Source organism: Bacillus sp. D48C (assembly GCF_053345735.1).
On the sequence record NZ_JBKFAQ010000001.1, the window covers coordinates 470,403 to 487,579 of the forward strand.

General features: G+C 36.6%; 18 protein-coding genes and 1 other annotated feature. Of the genes, 17 read left to right on the forward strand and 1 reads right to left on the reverse strand.

What is annotated here, in order from left to right; all coding sequences use genetic code 11:
* Positions 1-56 precede the first annotated feature (56 nt).
* Positions 57-276, forward strand: a binding site (T-box leader).
* 40 nt (positions 277-316) lie between these two features.
* From alaS to ACLBXA_RS02575, 13 genes are all read left to right on the forward strand, one after another.
* Positions 317-2,959: an alanine--tRNA ligase gene (alaS, locus tag ACLBXA_RS02515; RefSeq protein ID WP_000811809.1), complete on the forward strand. Its 2,643-nt coding sequence runs from the start codon at positions 317-319 to the stop codon at positions 2,957-2,959.
* A gap of 76 nt (positions 2,960-3,035) precedes the next feature.
* The gene (locus tag ACLBXA_RS02520) at positions 3,036-3,302 is read left to right on the forward strand and encodes an IreB family regulatory phosphoprotein (RefSeq protein WP_000348591.1); all 267 of its coding nucleotides are present in this window, start codon (positions 3,036-3,038) and stop codon (positions 3,300-3,302) included.
* Between the two features lie 3 nt (positions 3,303-3,305).
* Positions 3,306-3,719, forward strand: coding sequence for a Holliday junction resolvase RuvX (gene ruvX, locus ACLBXA_RS02525; protein ID WP_001221202.1), 414 nt, complete (start codon positions 3,306-3,308; stop codon positions 3,717-3,719).
* A gap of 12 nt (positions 3,720-3,731) precedes the next feature.
* Entirely contained in the window at positions 3,732-4,010 is a 279-nt protein-coding gene (locus ACLBXA_RS02530) for a DUF1292 domain-containing protein (protein WP_000392246.1), read from the forward strand.
* A gap of 224 nt (positions 4,011-4,234) precedes the next feature.
* Positions 4,235-5,305, forward strand: a complete 1,071-nt coding sequence (mltG, locus tag ACLBXA_RS02535; protein WP_000572141.1) for an endolytic transglycosylase MltG — start codon at positions 4,235-4,237, stop codon at positions 5,303-5,305.
* Between the two features lie 203 nt (positions 5,306-5,508).
* Complete coding sequence (locus tag ACLBXA_RS02540) at positions 5,509-6,150, forward strand: O-methyltransferase (protein WP_000389103.1); 642 nt, start codon at positions 5,509-5,511, stop codon at positions 6,148-6,150.
* Positions 6,151-6,157: 7 nt separating this feature from the next.
* A complete protein-coding gene (locus tag ACLBXA_RS02545) occupies positions 6,158-7,087 on the forward strand; it encodes a peptidase U32 family protein (protein WP_000742792.1) in 930 nt (309 codons plus the stop codon).
* An 18-nt stretch (positions 7,088-7,105) separates the two neighbouring features.
* Complete coding sequence (locus tag ACLBXA_RS02550; RefSeq protein WP_000217970.1) at positions 7,106-8,386, forward strand: peptidase U32 family protein; 1,281 nt, start codon at positions 7,106-7,108, stop codon at positions 8,384-8,386.
* A 17-nt stretch (positions 8,387-8,403) separates the two neighbouring features.
* Positions 8,404-9,042 carry a uridine kinase gene (udk, locus tag ACLBXA_RS02555; RefSeq protein WP_000537080.1) on the forward strand — a complete coding sequence of 213 codons (639 nt, stop codon included), beginning with the start codon at positions 8,404-8,406 and terminating at the stop codon, positions 9,040-9,042.
* Between the two features lie 278 nt (positions 9,043-9,320).
* Positions 9,321-9,797 (forward strand): transcription elongation factor GreA, encoded by a 477-nt coding sequence (gene greA / locus ACLBXA_RS02560; protein WP_014894880.1) that lies wholly within the window; start codon positions 9,321-9,323, stop codon positions 9,795-9,797.
* A gap of 157 nt (positions 9,798-9,954) precedes the next feature.
* On the forward strand, positions 9,955-10,635 hold the full coding sequence (locus tag ACLBXA_RS02565; RefSeq protein ID WP_000680875.1) for a hypothetical protein: 681 nt from the start codon (positions 9,955-9,957) through the stop codon (positions 10,633-10,635).
* A gap of 88 nt (positions 10,636-10,723) precedes the next feature.
* Positions 10,724-12,478: a peptidoglycan D,D-transpeptidase FtsI family protein gene (locus tag ACLBXA_RS02570; protein WP_098900092.1), complete on the forward strand. Its 1,755-nt coding sequence runs from the start codon at positions 10,724-10,726 to the stop codon at positions 12,476-12,478.
* A gap of 116 nt (positions 12,479-12,594) precedes the next feature.
* The gene (locus ACLBXA_RS02575; RefSeq protein ID WP_000897094.1) at positions 12,595-13,257 is read left to right on the forward strand and encodes a YrrS family protein; all 663 of its coding nucleotides are present in this window, start codon (positions 12,595-12,597) and stop codon (positions 13,255-13,257) included.
* Between the two features lie 35 nt (positions 13,258-13,292).
* On the opposite strand, the gene ACLBXA_RS02580 is transcribed toward ACLBXA_RS02575, so the two are convergent.
* On the reverse strand, positions 13,293-13,508 hold the full coding sequence (locus ACLBXA_RS02580; RefSeq protein ID WP_000010984.1) for a YrzA family protein: 216 nt from the start codon (positions 13,506-13,508) through the stop codon (positions 13,293-13,295).
* Positions 13,509-13,644: 136 nt separating this feature from the next.
* Between ACLBXA_RS02580 and ACLBXA_RS02585 the strand changes: the two genes are divergently transcribed.
* The 4 genes from ACLBXA_RS02585 (at position 13,645) to ACLBXA_RS02600 (ending at position 17,136) form a co-directional block, all read left to right on the forward strand.
* Positions 13,645-14,283, forward strand: a complete 639-nt coding sequence (locus ACLBXA_RS02585; protein ID WP_000536323.1) for a class I SAM-dependent DNA methyltransferase — start codon at positions 13,645-13,647, stop codon at positions 14,281-14,283.
* 14 nt (positions 14,284-14,297) lie between these two features.
* Entirely contained in the window at positions 14,298-14,993 is a 696-nt protein-coding gene (mtnN, locus tag ACLBXA_RS02590; protein WP_001217027.1) for a 5'-methylthioadenosine/S-adenosylhomocysteine nucleosidase, read from the forward strand.
* A gap of 82 nt (positions 14,994-15,075) precedes the next feature.
* Positions 15,076-15,999, forward strand: a complete 924-nt coding sequence (locus ACLBXA_RS02595; RefSeq protein WP_001103877.1) for an O-acetylserine dependent cystathionine beta-synthase — start codon at positions 15,076-15,078, stop codon at positions 15,997-15,999.
* A 3-nt stretch (positions 16,000-16,002) separates the two neighbouring features.
* On the forward strand, positions 16,003-17,136 hold the full coding sequence (locus tag ACLBXA_RS02600; RefSeq protein WP_001201921.1) for a bifunctional cystathionine gamma-lyase/homocysteine desulfhydrase: 1,134 nt from the start codon (positions 16,003-16,005) through the stop codon (positions 17,134-17,136).
* Positions 17,137-17,177 lie beyond the last annotated feature (41 nt).

The window sequence follows — 17,177 nt, forward strand, 5'->3', positions numbered from 1 at the left end:
TGATTATCTACATTGACAAACTTAAGAGAATTCTATTATATTTAGTCATATAATACATTAAATCAATGACGGAACAAGTACGTTACAGTCCATTTATAGAGAGAAGCTTCCATATGGCTGAAAGAAGCTTTAAATGAAGGGTAACAGAAAGCTAATCCTGAGAGCAGCTAATCACTGCCGTCTTGCCACGTTACGGCACCATGAGGTGATGAATTGATTGTTATTGTAATCAATTCATAATTAGGGTGGTATCGCGAGTTAACTCTCGTCCCTTTTATAGGGACGGGAGTTTTTTATATTTAAGGAGGAAAATACAATGAAACAACTAACAGGCGCACAAATTCGTCAAATGTTTTTAGACTTTTTCCAAGAAAAAGGACATGCAGTAGAACCTAGTGCATCACTAGTTCCACATGAAGATCCATCTCTTCTATGGATTAATAGTGGTGTAGCTACATTAAAAAAATATTTTGATGGACGTGTAATCCCACAAAATCCACGTATTACAAATGCTCAAAAATCAATTCGTACAAACGATATTGAAAACGTAGGGAAAACAGCTCGTCACCATACATTCTTTGAAATGTTAGGAAACTTCTCAATCGGTGATTACTTCAAAGAAGAAGCAATTACATGGGCTTGGGAATTCTTAACGAGCGACAAATGGATCGGATTCGATAAAGAATTACTATCAGTTACAATCCATCCAGAAGATGAAGAAGCATTCACAATTTGGAATGAAAAAATGGGCGTTCCAAAAGAGCGTATTATCCGCTTAGAAGAAAACTTCTGGGATATTGGTGAAGGACCAAGTGGACCGAATACAGAGATTTTCTATGACCGCGGGGAAGCTTACGGTAATGACTTTAGTGACCCAGAATTATATCCAGGCGGAGAAAACGAGCGTTACTTAGAAGTATGGAACCTTGTATTCTCTCAATTTAACCATAATCCAGACGGTTCATATACACCACTTCCTAAGAAAAACATTGATACAGGGATGGGTCTAGAACGTATGACATCTATCGTTCAAGATGTGCCTACAAACTTTGATACAGACCTATTCATGCCGATGATTGGTGCAACAGAATCAATTTCTGGTGAGAAATATCGTAATGGCGATTTAGAAAAAGATATGGCATTCAAAGTAATTGCTGACCATATCCGTACAGTAACATTCGCTGTTGGTGACGGTGCTCTTCCATCTAACGAAGGTCGTGGTTATGTATTACGTCGCTTATTACGCCGCGCTGTTCGTTATTCGAAGAAATTAAACATTAACCGTCCATTCATGTTTGAATTGGTACCGGTTGTTGGAGAAGTAATGAAAGACTTCTATCCAGAAGTACTTGAAAAGAAAGATTTCATTGCGAAAGTTGTGAAAAATGAAGAAGAGCGTTTCCATGAAACACTTCATGATGGTGAAGCAATTTTAGCTGAAGTTATTGCAAAAGCAAAAGAAGAAAAAACAACTGTTATTTCTGGAGTAGATGCGTTCCGTCTATATGACACATACGGTTTCCCAATCGAATTAACAGAAGAATATGCAGAAGAAGCTGGTATGACAGTTGACCAAGAAGGCTTCGAAAATGAAATGGAAAAACAACGTGAGCGTGCACGTGCTGCTCGTCAAGACGTTGACTCAATGCAAGTTCAAGGCGGTGTACTTGGAGAAGTTAAAGTAGCGAGTGAGTTCGTTGGTTACGGTACAGTTGCAACGGAAAGTAACGTTGTTGCACTTGTGAAAAACGGTGAGTACACAGATAGCTTACAAGCAGGGGAAGAAGGACAGTTAATTCTTGACGTAACACCATTCTACGCTGAGAGCGGTGGACAAATTGCTGACCGTGGTTACCTTCTTGCTGACGGCGTGAAAGTTCTTGTAAAAGACGTACAAAAAGCACCAAATGGTCAAAACTTACACAAAGTAGCTGTGGAAGAAGGCACGTTAACGAAAGATGCAGCTGTGAAAGCTGTTATCGATACGAAAAACCGTAGTAGCGTTGTGAAAAATCATACAGCAACTCACTTACTACACCAAGCATTAAAAGACGTACTTGGAACGCATGTTAATCAAGCAGGTTCTCTTGTAACTTCTGAACGTCTACGCTTTGACTTCTCTCACTTCGGTCAAGTGCAAGCTGACGAATTAGAAAAAATTGAGCGTATGGTAAACGAGAAAATTTGGGAAAGTATTAACGTTGAGATTTCTCAAAAATCAATCGGAGAAGCAAAAGAAATGGGCGCAATGGCATTATTCGGTGAAAAATACGGTGATGTTGTACGCGTTGTACAAGTTGGCGATTACAGCTTAGAGCTTTGCGGTGGTTGTCACGTTGATAATACAGCTTCTATCGGTATTTTCAAAATCGTTGCTGAGTCTGGTATCGGTGCAGGAACTCGTCGTATTGAGGCGGTAACTGGTAAGTCTGCATACGAATTAATGAACGATCAAGTAGGTTTATTAAAAGAAGCAGCAGGAAAAATGAAAACAAATCCGAAAGATATTTTAACAAGAGTTGATGGTCTATTTGCTGAAGTGAAACAACTTCAAAAAGAAAACGAATCTCTTGCTGCGAAATTAAGCAATATTGAAGCTGGAAACTTAACTGATTCTGTAATGACAGTTGATGGTGTGAATGTATTAGCAGCGAAAGTAAATGTTGCAGATATGAACAACTTACGTACGATGATGGATGATCTAAAAAATAAATTAGAGTCAGCAGTTGTTGTATTAGCGTCTGTTAATGACGATAAAGTAAACATCCTAGCAGGTGTAACGAAAGACTTAATTAGCCAAGGTTACCATGCTGGTAAACTTGTGAAAGAAGTAGCTTCTCGTTGCGGCGGTGGCGGTGGTGGCCGTCCTGATATGGCACAAGCAGGTGGTAAAAACCCAGCTCAAGTCGAAGAAGCTTTAGCATTTGTACAAGAGTACGTTAAATCTGTTTCAAAATAAAGAGATAGTAGTGTACAATGGTAGGGAGAGGAGAAGTTCTTCTCCCTATACTTACTATATAAGTGAGGTGCTTGAAATGGACGGTTTTGATAAAACAATGAAGTTTAGCATTCAAGATGAAAAACAGAGTGTCCATGTAAATGATGTACTTTTAACTGTGTATGATGCACTTCAAGAAAAAGGCTATAATCCGATTAACCAAATCGTCGGTTATTTATTAAGTGGAGACCCAGCATACATACCTCGCCATAAAGATGCACGAAGCATCGTTCGTAAGCTTGAACGTGATGAGATCATTGAAGAGCTTGTGAAGTCTTACTTGAAACATCATCGTGAGGAGTAGTTTATGCGGATATTAGGTTTAGATGTAGGTACAAAAACAGTCGGAGTTGCAATGAGCGACGAAATGGGCTGGACAGCACAAGGATTAGAAACAATTAAGATTAACGAAGAACGAGGTCACTTTGGTTTTGATCGTATTTCTGAGTTAGTAAAGCAGTACAATGTGGACAAAATAGTAGTAGGTTTACCTAAAAATATGAATGGTACAATTGGCCCACGTGGTGAAGCGTGCCAACAATTTGCAGAAAACCTACGAGAGCTGTTACAATTAGACGTTGTAATGTGGGACGAGCGTTTGTCGACGATGGCAGCGGAACGTCTACTCATTTCAGCGGATGTAAGCCGTAAGAAGCGAAAACAAGTAATCGATAAGATGGCTGCAGTCGTAATCTTACAAGGATTTTTAGATAGTAAATAAGAGGTGACCAAAATGGAAGAAAATCAAATTACAATTGTAGACGAAAAAGGTAACGAACATTTATGTGAAATTATTTTCACTTTTGATGCTGAAAAATTTGGTAAAAAATCATACGTAGTCTTCTCTCCAATCGGTGAAGTAGACGAAGATGGAGACCAAATTTATGATGCAATGGCTTATGAGCAAAATGAAGAAGAGGGCGGAAGTTTACTTCCAATCGAATCTGAAGAAGAGTGGGAAATGGTACAAGAAATGTTCAACACTCTTGCTGATGAGCAAGAAGCTGAATAATAAGTACTGAAAAGATGGACGACATACAGTCCATCTTTTTTTTGTATTTATATGTAAAATGAAAGATTTTTTGTCGAAACTGTGTAATCCTTTGTAGTATAATGAGACGGATTGTAGAAAAATAAAATGGATACTAAAAAAGATAGGCGAATTTGTTGTGGCTTTCCATCATGCTGTATAGAAACATATACATATGGTCTACAATTGAATAAGGAGGAAGAGTTTTGATAGAGAATCAAGTGAAAAAGAAGCGTAGACGCATCTTTTTATTTTCGATTATTGCACTGCTTTTAGTTTGTGGTTCAGTCTATGCGTATATTTCATCCGCATTAGGACCAGTTGATAGCGGGAATAAAAAAGAGATTGAAGTAGAAATTCCGAAAGGATCATCTACAAGTAAAATTGGAGAAATTTTAGAAGAAAAAGGCGCTGTGAAAAACGGTACAGTTTTTAGTTTTTATACAAAGGCTAAATCGAAAAGTTTACAAGCAGGTACATATTTATTAAATCCTTCGATGAATGCTAAAGATGTTATCGAACAAATGTCATCTGGCAACGTGCATCGTCCAGCTCTTTATAAAGTGACGATCAAAGAAGGAGCTCAAGTAACTGAAATTGCAGAAACGATTGCGGCAGAACTAAAGTGGAATAAAGATGATGTTACGCGTCAATTAAACGATAAAGCATTTATTCAAAAAATGCAGCAAAAGTATCCGAAGTTATTAACGGATAAAATCTTTGATAGTAATATTAAATACCCATTAGAAGGTTATTTATATCCTGCGACGTATTCATTTTATAAGAAAGATACGACGTTAGAAGAAATCGTAATTCCGATGCTTGAGAAAACAAATGCAATCATTGTTCAAAATGAGGCAAAAATGAAAGCAAAGAACTGGGATGTTCATCAGCTTTTAACATTATCTTCACTTATTGAAGAAGAGGCAACTGGTTTTACAGATCGTCAAAAGATCTCTAGTGTCTTTTATAATCGTTTAGAGAAAGGTATGCCGCTTCAAACGGATCCAACGGTATTATATGCACTTGGAAAGCATAAACAACGTGTATTATACGAAGATTTAAAGGTCAACTCACCGTACAATACGTATGTTGTAAAAGGATTGCCGGTAGGGCCGATCGCAAACTCTGGTAAACATTCAGTGGAAGCTGCGTTAGAACCTGCGCAAACAGATTATTATTATTTCTTAGCTGCACCAAGTGGTGAAGTGTACTATGCGAAAACATTAGAAGAGCATAATGCATTAAAGCAAAAATACATTACGAAAAAACAGTGAAATGGGGAGGGATAGCGAAAAAAGTCGCACATCCCTCTTTTTTGTGGTAAAATATATCGGGTTAAAAACTGGCAGAAGAATCGTTTTTAATATCAAAACGGGACGTACAAGCTAAGGGTAAAACTGGCTTGTATTTTTATTGCATTCTATGTGGGAAAAGACGTCATAGAGGCACTTCTCCATGTAAATAAGGAGGACCATTTATGGAGGATGCAGTTAACGAGTACCTATTATCATTTATTGATCCGAAAGATAAATTAATTCTTGAAATGGAAGAATATGCAACAGAAAATCATGTGCCGATTATGGATCGACTTGGAATGGAATTTATGCTGCAATTTTTACGTTTAATTGGACCGAAAAGCATTTTAGAACTTGGAACAGCAATCGGTTATTCTAGTATTCGTATGATGCAAGCTATTTCAAATTCACGTATTGTGACAGTTGAGCGCAATCGTGAGCGATATGAAAAAGCACTTGAATATATAGAACGTTCCCCAGTAACAGATCGTATTTCAGTTATTTACGGTGATGCGTTAGAGACAGGTGAACAAGTAAAAGAACACGGGACATTTGACGTTATTTTTATTGATGCAGCAAAAGGACAGTATCGTCGCTTTTTTGACTTATATGAACCGTTATTAAATCCTGGTGGCGTAATTATTTCAGATAATGTTATGTACCATGGTCTTGTAACGACAAAAGAGAAAATTGAAAACAGACGTACACGTGGTTTAATCCGTCGTATTAAGACGTACAATGAGTGGCTTATGAACCATGAAGGATACGATACAACGATTTTCCCAATTGGTGATGGAGTAGCTGTTAGTAAAAAGAGAGGGTGACCAAGGTATGAAGAAACCTGAATTGTTAGTAACGCCAAGAGCGGTGGCGGATATCGAACTTCTTGCGAAAGCAGGAGCAGATGCGGTAATGATCGGTGAGCAAAAGTTTGGTTTACGTTTAGCAGGGGAGTTTTCACGTGAAGATGTAAAACAAACTGTGAAGATTGCACATGAAAATGGTGTGAAAGTATACGTAGCCATGAACGCTATGTTCCACAACGATAAAGTAGAAGAATTAACAGATTACGTTTCATTTTTAAATGAAGTAAATGTAGATGCAATTGTTTTCGGAGATCCAGCAGTATTAATGGCTGTTCGCGAAGTAGCGCCAAATATGCAGTTGCACTGGAATACAGAAACGACAGCAACAAACTGGTTCACTTGTAATTACTGGGGACAAAGAGGAGCGAAGCGCGCTGTATTAGCTCGTGAGCTGAGCTTAGATGAAATTGTTGATTTAAAAGAAAATGCTGAAGTGGAACTAGAAGTACAAATTCACGGTATGACTTGTATGTTCCAATCGAAGCGTTCATTAGTAGGAAATTACTTTGAGTATCAAGGACGTAATCTTGACATTGAAAAGAAAAAATATGAAGAGAATATGTTCTTATATGACCCAGAGCGTAACAATAAATATCCAATTTATGAAGATGAAAATGGTACTCATATTATGAGTCCGAACGATATTTGTTTCATCGATGAATTAGAGGAACTAATCGAAGCTGAAGTTGACAGCTTAAAAATCGATGGTGTACTAAAAAGCTCTGAATACATTATTGAAGTAACGAAGAAATATCGTCAAGCGATTGATTTATGTGTGGAAGATCGTGATGCATATTATGACTTGAAAGATGCTCTATATAAAGAAATAGAAGAAATGCAACCAGTAAATCGTCCGTTAGACACAGGATTCTTCTTTAAAGAAACGGTTTACTAAACGAGGAGGGTGTAGGAAATGACTGTACAAGAAATTTCACGAGTGATCGATGGCAAACGTGTTATTGTGAAGAAACCTGAACTGTTAATCCCTGCGGGTAACTTAGAAAAATTAAAAGTAGCTATCCATTACGGGGCAGATGCTGTATATTTAGGTGGACAAGAATTTGGTCTTCGTTCGAATGCAGGTAATTTTACGCTAGAAGAAATGGCAGAAGGCGTTGAGTTTGCAAAGAAGTATGGAGCAAAAATATACGTAACAACAAATATCTTTGCACATAATGAAAATATGGACGGGCTAGAGGAATATTTAAAAGGGATTGAAAAAGCTGGCGTAACGGGGATTATCGTTGCTGATCCGCTTATCATTGAGACTTGTAAACGTGTAGCGCCTTCTGTTGAGGTGCATTTAAGCACACAGCAATCACTATCCAACTGGAAAGCAGCACAGTATTGGAAAGAAGAGGGTTTACATCGTCTTGTATTAGCTCGTGAAGCAAGCTATGAAGAAATGAAAGAAATCAAAGAAAAAGTGGATATTGAAATTGAAGCATTCGTCCATGGTGCAATGTGTATCGCATATTCAGGAAGATGTACATTAAGTAACCATATGACAGCGCGTGACTCTAATCGTGGCGGTTGTTGCCAATCTTGCCGCTGGGATTATGATTTAGTTCAAACAGTATCACAACATAAAGATGCAAAAGAGCTTCCTCTATTCCAAGAAGAAGATGCTCACTTTGCGATGAGTCCAAAAGATCTAAATTTAATTTTATCAATTCCGAAAATGATTGAAATTGGAATCGATAGCTTAAAGGTAGAAGGACGTATGAAATCAATCCATTACGTAGCGACTGTAGCAACTGTATATCGTAAAGTAATTGATGCTTATTGTGCGGATCCAGATAACTTTGAGTTTAAACAAGAATGGTTAGATGAGCTTGATAAATGTGCAAATCGTGATACAGCTCCTGCATTCTTTGAAGGGGTTCCAGGACATCAAGAGCAAATGTTTGGAAATCATAGTAAGAAAACAACGTATGATTTTGCTGGTTTAGTGTTAGATTATAATGAAGAAACGGGCATCGTAACGATTGAGCAACGTAATCATTTCAAACCAGGACATGAAGTGGAGTTCTTTGGACCAGAAATAGAAAACTTTACGCAAACGGTGGAGAAAATTTGGGATGAGGATGGAAACGAATTAGATGCAGCGAGACATCCGTTGCAAATCGTGAAATTCAAAGTGGATCAACGAGTGTATGTGAATAATATGATGCGCAAAAGCATACTTCAATAAGAAAGAGTGATAGTCGAATGGGGACGAATAAGCCTGTTGTAATTGGAATTGCTGGTGGTTCGGGATCAGGTAAAACGAGTGTAACGAAAGCGATTTTTGACCATTTTAAAGGTCATTCTATTTTAATCTTAGAGCAAGATTATTATTACAAAGATCAAAGCCATTTACCAATGGAAGAGCGTTTAAAAACAAATTATGATCATCCGCTTGCGTTTGATAATGATCTGTTAATTGAACATTTGCAGCAGTTGCTTGCATATGAGCAAATTGATAAGCCTGTATATGACTATACATTGCATACACGTTCAGAAGAAATTATTCCAGTTGAGCCGAAAGATGTAATTATTTTAGAAGGAATTCTTATTTTAGAAGACCCACGTCTTTGCGAGTTAATGGACATTAAATTATTCGTTGATACGGATGCTGACCTTCGTATTCTGCGCCGCATGCAGCGTGATATTAAAGAGCGCGGTCGTACGATGGATTCAGTTATTGATCAGTACGTAACTGTTGTACGTCCAATGCACAATCAATTTATTGAGCCTTCTAAGAAATTTGCGGATATTATTATCCCTGAAGGTGGACAAAACCATGTTGCAATTGATATTATGGTGACAAAAATTGCAACAATTCTTGAACAAAAAGTAAATTTGTAATAGCATAGTAAAAGATATACGGTAGGAAGGGATTTTTTCCCTTCCCATCGAATACAATGAAACATGCAACCTCATCTATATATAGGTGAGGGCATATTTATATCAACTTTCCATACATATCTTCTTTATATAAAGAAGAATTGGAAATACGGGGTTGTATGTGACAACTCCGCTAGTGCAAGGGTACTAGAAACCTCCGCTAACAATGGAAGCGGAGGAGTTTTCATATGGAACTCCTCTTTTTTTCGGGGGATTGGTATATAAAAGGAGTGGAAAATATGTCAACAGAAAAAACATACCCTATGACACAAGAGGGTAAGCAAAAACTAGAGAACGAACTTGAGCAATTAAAAACAGTAAGACGTAAAGAAGTAGTAGAACGTATTAAAATCGCACGTAGCTTCGGGGACCTTTCTGAGAACTCTGAGTACGATGCAGCAAAAGATGAGCAAGCGTTCGTAGAAGGACGTATTACACAATTAGAAAATATGATTCGTAACGCAGTTATCATTAAAGATAATGGCGAAGTATCTACTGTTGTTACATTAGGTAAAACAGTAACATTTAAAGAATTACCAAACGGAGATGAAGAAGCGTACACAATCGTAGGTAGCGCGGAAGCTGACCCATTTGAAGGAAGAATTTCTAACGATTCTCCAATCGCAAAAAGCTTATTAGGTAAGCAAATTGGTGAGAAAGTAACAATCCAAACACCAGGCGGAGAAATGCAAGTAGAGATTGTCTCTGTAAAATAAAAAAAAGATTCTCCTATCGGGAGAATCTTTTTTTTTTGTAGAATGAAAAAAATTGTGTAAACCTTAGAGTAATTCGACAAAAAATGTCAAAAAAACACTTTAAGCTTTGATATCATAATTGGAGAATATAGGTTTTAAAAGGGAAAAGGGGCTAATTATGAAACATAAAATCTTTACAGGATTGGTGTGTAGTATATCCATATTAGGACTTGCTGCATGCGGAACGAATGAAGAAACTACATCATCAAAGGGAGAAAAAGTAAAGCAAGAAGAAAAAAAGGATATTAAAGCAACTGAGAGTTCAAAAGCCTTAGAAAATCCAAAAGATAAAAAGGAATTTAATGATTTTGATGTAGCGTATCAATTAGCTATTGTTATGAAAATATTTCAAGATGTAACGATTAAGTATGATTACGCAATTGGAAATCCAGATTATTTATTGCGAGATTCGATGGATCAAAAAACAATAGATGATATGAAGAATATGTTACAAGAACAGGCGAAGAATAATGATAAAATTTTAAAAGATGAAGTGAATCAAGCGTATACATATTTAAAACAATCGAAAGTAAGTAATAAAGATGATATTCAAAAAATAATAGATGCACAAAATAATTATTTACATATTGTAGATAAGATGATTACTTGTATTGATTCTGTAACAGTTGAGAATGCAAAAGAAAAAAGAAATGAAATGGATAATCTTAGTAAGGATTATTTAAAAATAGCGGCTAATGTAACAACCACTGTAATTGAAGTTGCTAAAAACACTGGAGTGAATGAAACTGAATTTAGATCGCTTCTTATGAAATTTTTAGAGAAGCCAAAGAAACAATAATAACCTTATATAATATCTGTTTTTGTTTTGGGGATTGTATAAATAAAATAGTACCTCGTCTAAACTATAATAGACGAGGTGTTTTTTTATGAAAATAAAACGGAGAATTGCAATTGTTTTAATTTGTTTTATGGGCATTATGTTTTTATTGCTTTGTCGTTTAATTCAAATCCAAATTATAGATACAGAATCATTTACTAATCGCAAAATAAATTTAATTGAAAAAAGTGTTACGCAACGTACGCAATCCATTGCAGTAGACGATGGACGTGGGCAGTTTATAGATCGTAATGGTAAAGAAATAGGGGAGGAAAAGTATCCTGTTTTAATTGTTTTTCCATTTTTACAAATAAAAAATGACATGTTAGAGAAAATCGCGCATATCATTGGTGTGTCGAGACAAGAGATCAGAAGACAAATGAAAAATAAAAAAAATGCATTTATACTGCAAGGGGAAACTGCTCCATTTCGAGTGACACGAGAGCAGATGGAGAAGGTGAATCAATTACATGTATTAGGTATTGTAGCAGCTGAAGTGCGATTAAAACAAACTGGGGAGATAAATCATTTAATTGGTGATGTAGGGGAGAACGAAAGAGAATTTCAAAAGCGATATGGAGAAGTGAAAAAAATTTCAAAACAAACGCCGATAGGTATTTCAGGATTACAGCAATCATTTGATGAATTTTTATTGACTGATGGAGAGGCAAAAGTATTGTATCAAGTAGATCGGCAAGGAGAACCAATTTTCGGAAAGCAAGCGAAATATACTTCACCAGGAAATCCATTTTACCCAGTTAGGATTCAAACTACTTTACATAAAGGGTTGCAGCAAAAAGCAGAAGAAGTGATTGAAGCAAATGAAATAAAGAAGGGGGGATTAGTATTACTTGATGTAAAGACAAATGAAATATTAGCGATGGTCAGTAAGCCGTCTTTACAAGTAAGAGATAAGAATTTATATGAGACTACACTTGAAAATCAAATGTTAACGCCGCATTTTCCAGGCTCTGTTTTTAAAACAGTAGTTGCAGCTGCAGTCATTGATCAAAAAGTAAATTTGTTTAATCGGACATTTAATTGTAATAAAGATTTATATGGTGAAAACGACCCACAAGTTATGATGGGTACACTTAACTTCAAAGAGAGCTTTGCTAGGAGCTGTAACAGGACATTTTCCGAGTTAGGTAACGAGCTATTACAAAAGGATAGGACGGTGCTAGAAACATACGTAGCAGCTTTAGGAGCAAATGAAAAGGTCGGATGGAAAGGTTCTGTATTTCATACACCTCATTTCGAGCAAATGCCAGAAGAAAAAGGCTCTACTATTTGGGGGAATGAAGAAAACAAAAATAGTAAAAAAGCGGTAGAGCAAACAGCGATTGGACAGAAAGATGTACGTATATCACCTCTAGCAATTGCTAATATGATGGCGACGATTGCGAGGAATGGAAAAAAGATGGAAGTGAAAGCTGTTGAAAAAATAGTATATAAAAATGGAGCGGATTTTTTTACATTTGAGAACCATACGTTACATGGAAAACAGCTTTCGTATGAAACAGTGAAAACATTACAAGAGTTATTAAGAGGCGTTGTAACAAGGGAGAAAGGAACAGGAACGGCATTCCACTCGTTGCCGCTCAGTGTCGCTGGAAAATCCGGGACAGCGCAAACAGGGAAAGGGACGAGGGTGAATCGCTGGTTTGCAGGTTATTTTCCGTATGAGAATCCAAGATATGCTTTAGTTGTTGTTGATCTAGAGACTGATAACAAAGTGAATAAAGTCACACCTATTTTTAAAGATATGGTAGGAGCAATCTATCAATTGGAGAATAAAAAGTAATCTTGCAATTTATAGTGAATTGTTTTCATTTCATGAAAATATCATTGTAAATGTTCAACCTTTCTAGATTTAATGTTACAATAGCAATTAGGAAAAACTGCATGGAGGTTTGGAGAATGGCAGGAGGATCAAGATTCCAACAGAAACAACAAAAACGTCGTCAAAACGGTGTTTTAAATATTGCAATCGCTATTGTATTACTATTAGTAGCTATTGTAGCATATCAATTGTTCGTTCCTAGTACGAAAGAGCAAGCATCTTCTACTGATAAGAAAGTCTCTCAACAAACAACAAAGAATGAGAAAGCTGGAAAATCAGAAGATAAAGAATCTGCTAAGAAAAAAGAAAAAGAAAAAGAGCAAGCAGAAGCTAAGCAAAAAGCTGAAGAAGAGAAGTTAAAGGCTGAGGAAGAAAAGAAAAAAGCTGAAGAAGAAGCGAAAGCTAACGAGAAAGTATCAGCTGAAAAAACTGTATCCAAGGCAAAAGAGGCTTATACAAAACCTTCTTGGAAAGCTGTAGGAACAGAACAAGGTTCATCACCAGCGATGACGTTTAAACAGGGGTCATCAGATTGGAATGAGATGCAAAGTGCAATTGCTGCAGGTATTGAAGTACCGAAGGAGCAATTAGTATTCCATTTTGTTGGAAGAGACAAAACTGGAAAGAGTAAAGCTTATGGTGACGTTCAAGATAAGCAAAGTGGAAAAAGATATTACGTAAATATTGATTGGGTAGATAATGAGGGCTGGAAACCAGTACTTGTTCAAACTCTAAACTAAAAAAGAGAAGCTCCTTAGGAGCTTCTCTTTTTTAGTTAACGCAATTTCTTTAATTTAAAATGAACAACCGCGCTATAATACGGTCTTTTGCTTTCAGGATCCATAACCATTTGATGTGAGATGTGATGAACTTCAAGCATAAGTGCTTTATTATTATCGATTTGTTCACTAATTTTTCGTTCTAAAGAAGCTAAGTCTCCCGCTTCAAAAAATTCTACTTTATCTTCTAACATTTCAAAGGTAAATGACATGAAGACGGCCCCTCTCCTATGTAATCAACTATAGTGTAACAAAGAAAAGAAGGAAATACCATGTACATTTCAATTGACATTTTTAGAAAGAGGGAATATCATACTGATAAAACCGATAAGAAAAAGGGGAATTTTTATGGGCACAGAATTTAATGGTTTATTTGATGAGTGGGCTCATACGTACGACTCATTCGTACAAGGCGAAGATATACAATATAAAGAAGTTTTCGCCCATTATGAGGATATTCTAGAGGATGTAGTTAACAAGTCATTTGGTAATGTATTAGAATTTGGTGTCGGTACAGGTAATTTAACAAATAAATTATTACTTGCTGGCCGCACAGTTTACGGTATAGAACCGTCGCGTGAAATGCGTATGATTGCAAAAGAGAAATTGCCAAAAGAATTTTCGATTACAGAAGGTGATTTTCTTTCGTTTGAAGTCCCAAATTCAATTGATACCATTGTAAGCACCTATGCATTTCATCATTTAACAGATGATGAAAAAAATGTAGCGGTTGCGAAGTATAGTCAATTGCTAAACAAAGGTGGTAAAATAGTGTTTGCTGATACGATATTTGCAGATCAAGATGCATATGATAAAACTGTTGAAACAGCAAAACAAAGAGGTTTTCACCAGTTAGCAAACGATTTGCAAACGGAATACTATACACGTATTCCAGTTATGCAGACTATTTTTGAAAACAATGGCTTCCATGTAACGTTTACGAGATTAAATCATTTCGTTTGGGTAATGGAGGCAACTAAGCAATAGAAAGAGGGATTAGATTGAGAATTGCTGTAATTGGAGCAATGGAAGAAGAAGTACGTATTTTACGTGACAAATTAGAACAAGCAGAGACAGAAACGGTTGCAGGTTGTGAATTTACGAAAGGACTATTAGCAGGACATGAAGTAATCTTGTTAAAGTCTGGTATTGGTAAAGTAAACGCAGCGATGTCAACGACAATTTTATTAGAAAAATATAAGCCTGAAAAAGTAATTAATACTGGTTCAGCTGGTGGATTCCATCATTCTCTAAACGTTGGTGATGTAGTTATTTCCACTGAAGTTCGTCACCATGACGTAGATGTAACAGCATTTAACTATGAATATGGTCAAGTACCAGGAATGCCGCCTGGATTTAAAGCTGATGAGGCGTTAGTTGCATTAGCTGAGAAATGTATGCAAACTGAAGAAAATATTCAAGTTGTAAAAGGCATGATTGCAACAGGCGATTCATTTATGAGTGATCCGAACCGCGTTGCAGCCATCCGTGATAAATTTGAAAATCTTTATGCGGTAGAAATGGAAGCAGCAGCTGTCGCACAAGTATGCCACCAATATGAAGTTCCGTTTGTTATCATTCGCGCACTTTCTGATATTGCTGGTAAAGAATCAAATGTTTCATTTGATCAGTTTTTAGATCAAGCAGCTCTTCATTCTACAAACTTTATCGTAAAAGTGTTAGAAGAGTTAAAGTAATGTAACAAAAAGGCAACTGTCTCATATAAAGAAAATACATACAGTTGCCTTTTCTTTATTGGCAAACAAGGGGGAGAACACGATGAATGTATATCGTGGAGTTCATGAGTTAATTGGTCATACACCAATTGTAGAAATTACTCGTTTTTCACTTCCGAAAGGGGTCCGCTTATTTGCAAAGCTTGAATTTTATAACCCAGGCGGAAGCGTTAAGGATCGTTTAGGAAGAGAATTAATCGAAGATGCGCTAGAAAAAGGGCTTGTTACCCAAGGTGGAACAATTATTGAACCGACTGCTGGGAATACTGGTATTGGACTGGCACTTGCAGCATTAGAACATGATTTACGTGTTATCGTTTGTGTACCAGAGAAATTTAGTATTGAAAAACAAGAATTAATGAAAGCACTAGGTGCAACGGTCGTGCATACACCGACTGAGCAAGGAATGACCGGTGCAATTGCAAAAGCAAAAGAATTAGTAAATGAAATACCGAATTCATACTCTCCAAGTCAGTTTGCGAATGAAGCAAACCCGCGTGCTTATTTCAAAACACTAGGTCCTGAACTTTGGGATGCACTGAATGGAGAGATTAACATATTTGTTGCTGGAGCAGGAACTGGCGGTACGTTTATGGGGACTGCATCTTATTTGAAAGAAAAAAATATAGATATTAAAACAGTTATCGTAGAGCCAGAAGGATCTATTTTAAATGGTGGTAAGGCTGGTTCACATGAGACCGAAGGAATTGGACTGGAATTTATCCCGCCATTTTTGAAGACATCTTATTTTGATGAAATTCATACGATTTCTGATCGAAATGCATTTTTACGAGTGAAAGAATTAGCGCAAAAAGAAGGACTTCTCGTTGGGAGCTCTTCAGGAGCAGCATTTCATGCGAGCTTACTTGAGGCAGAGAAGGCAGCACCAGGTACAAATATTGTAACCATTTTTCCTGATAGTAGTGAGCGCTATTTAAGTAAAGACATATACAAAGGATGGGAATAAAAAATGAGAGCAAAGACAAAGTTAATTCATGGTATTCGCATAGGAGAACCTTCAACTGGATCTGTAAACGTACCGATCTATCAAACAAGTACGTACAAACAAGAAGCGGTTGGTAAGCATCAAGGATATGAATATTCACGTACAGGTAACCCAACACGTGCAGCTTTAGAAGAAATGATTGCCGTATTAGAAAATGGTCATGCTGGATTTGCATTCGGTTCTGGAATGGCTGCTATTACAGCGACAATTATGTTGTTCTCAAAAGGTGACCACGTTATTTTAACAGATGATGTTTATGGTGGAACGTATCGTGTTATTACGAAAGTATTAAACCGCTTCGGTATTGAACATACATTTGTAGACACAACAAACTTAGAGGAAGTTGTAGAAGCAATTCGTCCAAATACGAAAGCGATCTATGTGGAAACACCAACGAACCCATTACTAAAAATTACTGATATTAAGAAAATATCTACTCTTGCTAAAGAGAAAGATTTATTAACAATTATTGATAATACATTCATGACGCCATATTGGCAGTCGCCGATTTCTTTAGGAGCAGACATTGTACTTCATAGTGCAACGAAATATTTAGGAGGTCATAGTGACGTAGTTGCAGGTCTAGTAGTGGTAAATAGCCCACAACTAGCAGAAGACCTTCACTTTGTACAAAACTCAACAGGAGGTATTCTTGGACCACAAGATAGCTTCTTACTACTTCGCGGTTTAAAAACATTAGGAATTCGTATGGAAGAACATGAAACGAATTCACGCGCTATTGCTGAATTTTTAAATAATCATCCAAAAGTAAATAAAGTATATTACCCAGGTCTTGAATCACATCAAAACCACGAATTAGCAACAGAACAAGCAAATGGATTTGGTGCTATTATTTCGTTTGATGTAGATAGTGAGGAAACATTAAATAAAGTACTTGAGAAACTGCAATACTTTACACTTGCTGAAAGCTTAGGAGCAGTAGAAAGTTTAATTTCTATCCCATCTCAAATGACACATGCATCAATCCCAGCAGATCGCCGTAAAGAATTAGGAATTACAGATACATTAATTCGTATTTCTGTCGGTATTGAAGATGGTGAAGATTTAATTGAAGATTTAGCGCAAGCGCTAGCGTAATAAAAAATGCACTGCTAATGTGGAGCAGTGCATTTTTTATT

Bases quoted from the DNA above. Each gene is read 5' to 3' on its own strand.
- ACLBXA_RS02530 (WP_000392246.1), top strand. From the start codon at position 3,732: ATGGAAGAAAATCAAATTACAATTGTAGACGAAAAAGGTAACGAACAT.
- ACLBXA_RS02575 (WP_000897094.1), top strand. From the start codon at position 12,595: ATGGCAGGAGGATCAAGATTCCAACAGAAACAACAAAAACGTCGTCAA.
- udk (WP_000537080.1), top strand. From the start codon at position 8,404: ATGGGGACGAATAAGCCTGTTGTAATTGGAATTGCTGGTGGTTCGGGA.
- ACLBXA_RS02540 (WP_000389103.1), top strand. From the start codon at position 5,509: ATGGAGGATGCAGTTAACGAGTACCTATTATCATTTATTGATCCGAAA.
- ACLBXA_RS02580 (WP_000010984.1), bottom strand. From the start codon at position 13,508: ATGTCATTTACCTTTGAAATGTTAGAAGATAAAGTAGAATTTTTTGAA.
- ACLBXA_RS02595 (WP_001103877.1), top strand. From the start codon at position 15,076: ATGAATGTATATCGTGGAGTTCATGAGTTAATTGGTCATACACCAATT.
- ACLBXA_RS02565 (WP_000680875.1), top strand. From the start codon at position 9,955: ATGAAACATAAAATCTTTACAGGATTGGTGTGTAGTATATCCATATTA.
- ACLBXA_RS02585 (WP_000536323.1), top strand. From the start codon at position 13,645: ATGGGCACAGAATTTAATGGTTTATTTGATGAGTGGGCTCATACGTAC.
- ACLBXA_RS02600 (WP_001201921.1), top strand. From the start codon at position 16,003: ATGAGAGCAAAGACAAAGTTAATTCATGGTATTCGCATAGGAGAACCT.
- alaS (WP_000811809.1), top strand. From the start codon at position 317: ATGAAACAACTAACAGGCGCACAAATTCGTCAAATGTTTTTAGACTTT.
- ruvX (WP_001221202.1), top strand. From the start codon at position 3,306: ATGCGGATATTAGGTTTAGATGTAGGTACAAAAACAGTCGGAGTTGCA.
- ACLBXA_RS02570 (WP_098900092.1), top strand. From the start codon at position 10,724: ATGAAAATAAAACGGAGAATTGCAATTGTTTTAATTTGTTTTATGGGC.
- ACLBXA_RS02545 (WP_000742792.1), top strand. From the start codon at position 6,158: ATGAAGAAACCTGAATTGTTAGTAACGCCAAGAGCGGTGGCGGATATC.
- ACLBXA_RS02520 (WP_000348591.1), top strand. From the start codon at position 3,036: ATGGACGGTTTTGATAAAACAATGAAGTTTAGCATTCAAGATGAAAAA.
- ACLBXA_RS02550 (WP_000217970.1), top strand. From the start codon at position 7,106: ATGACTGTACAAGAAATTTCACGAGTGATCGATGGCAAACGTGTTATT.
- greA (WP_014894880.1), top strand. From the start codon at position 9,321: ATGTCAACAGAAAAAACATACCCTATGACACAAGAGGGTAAGCAAAAA.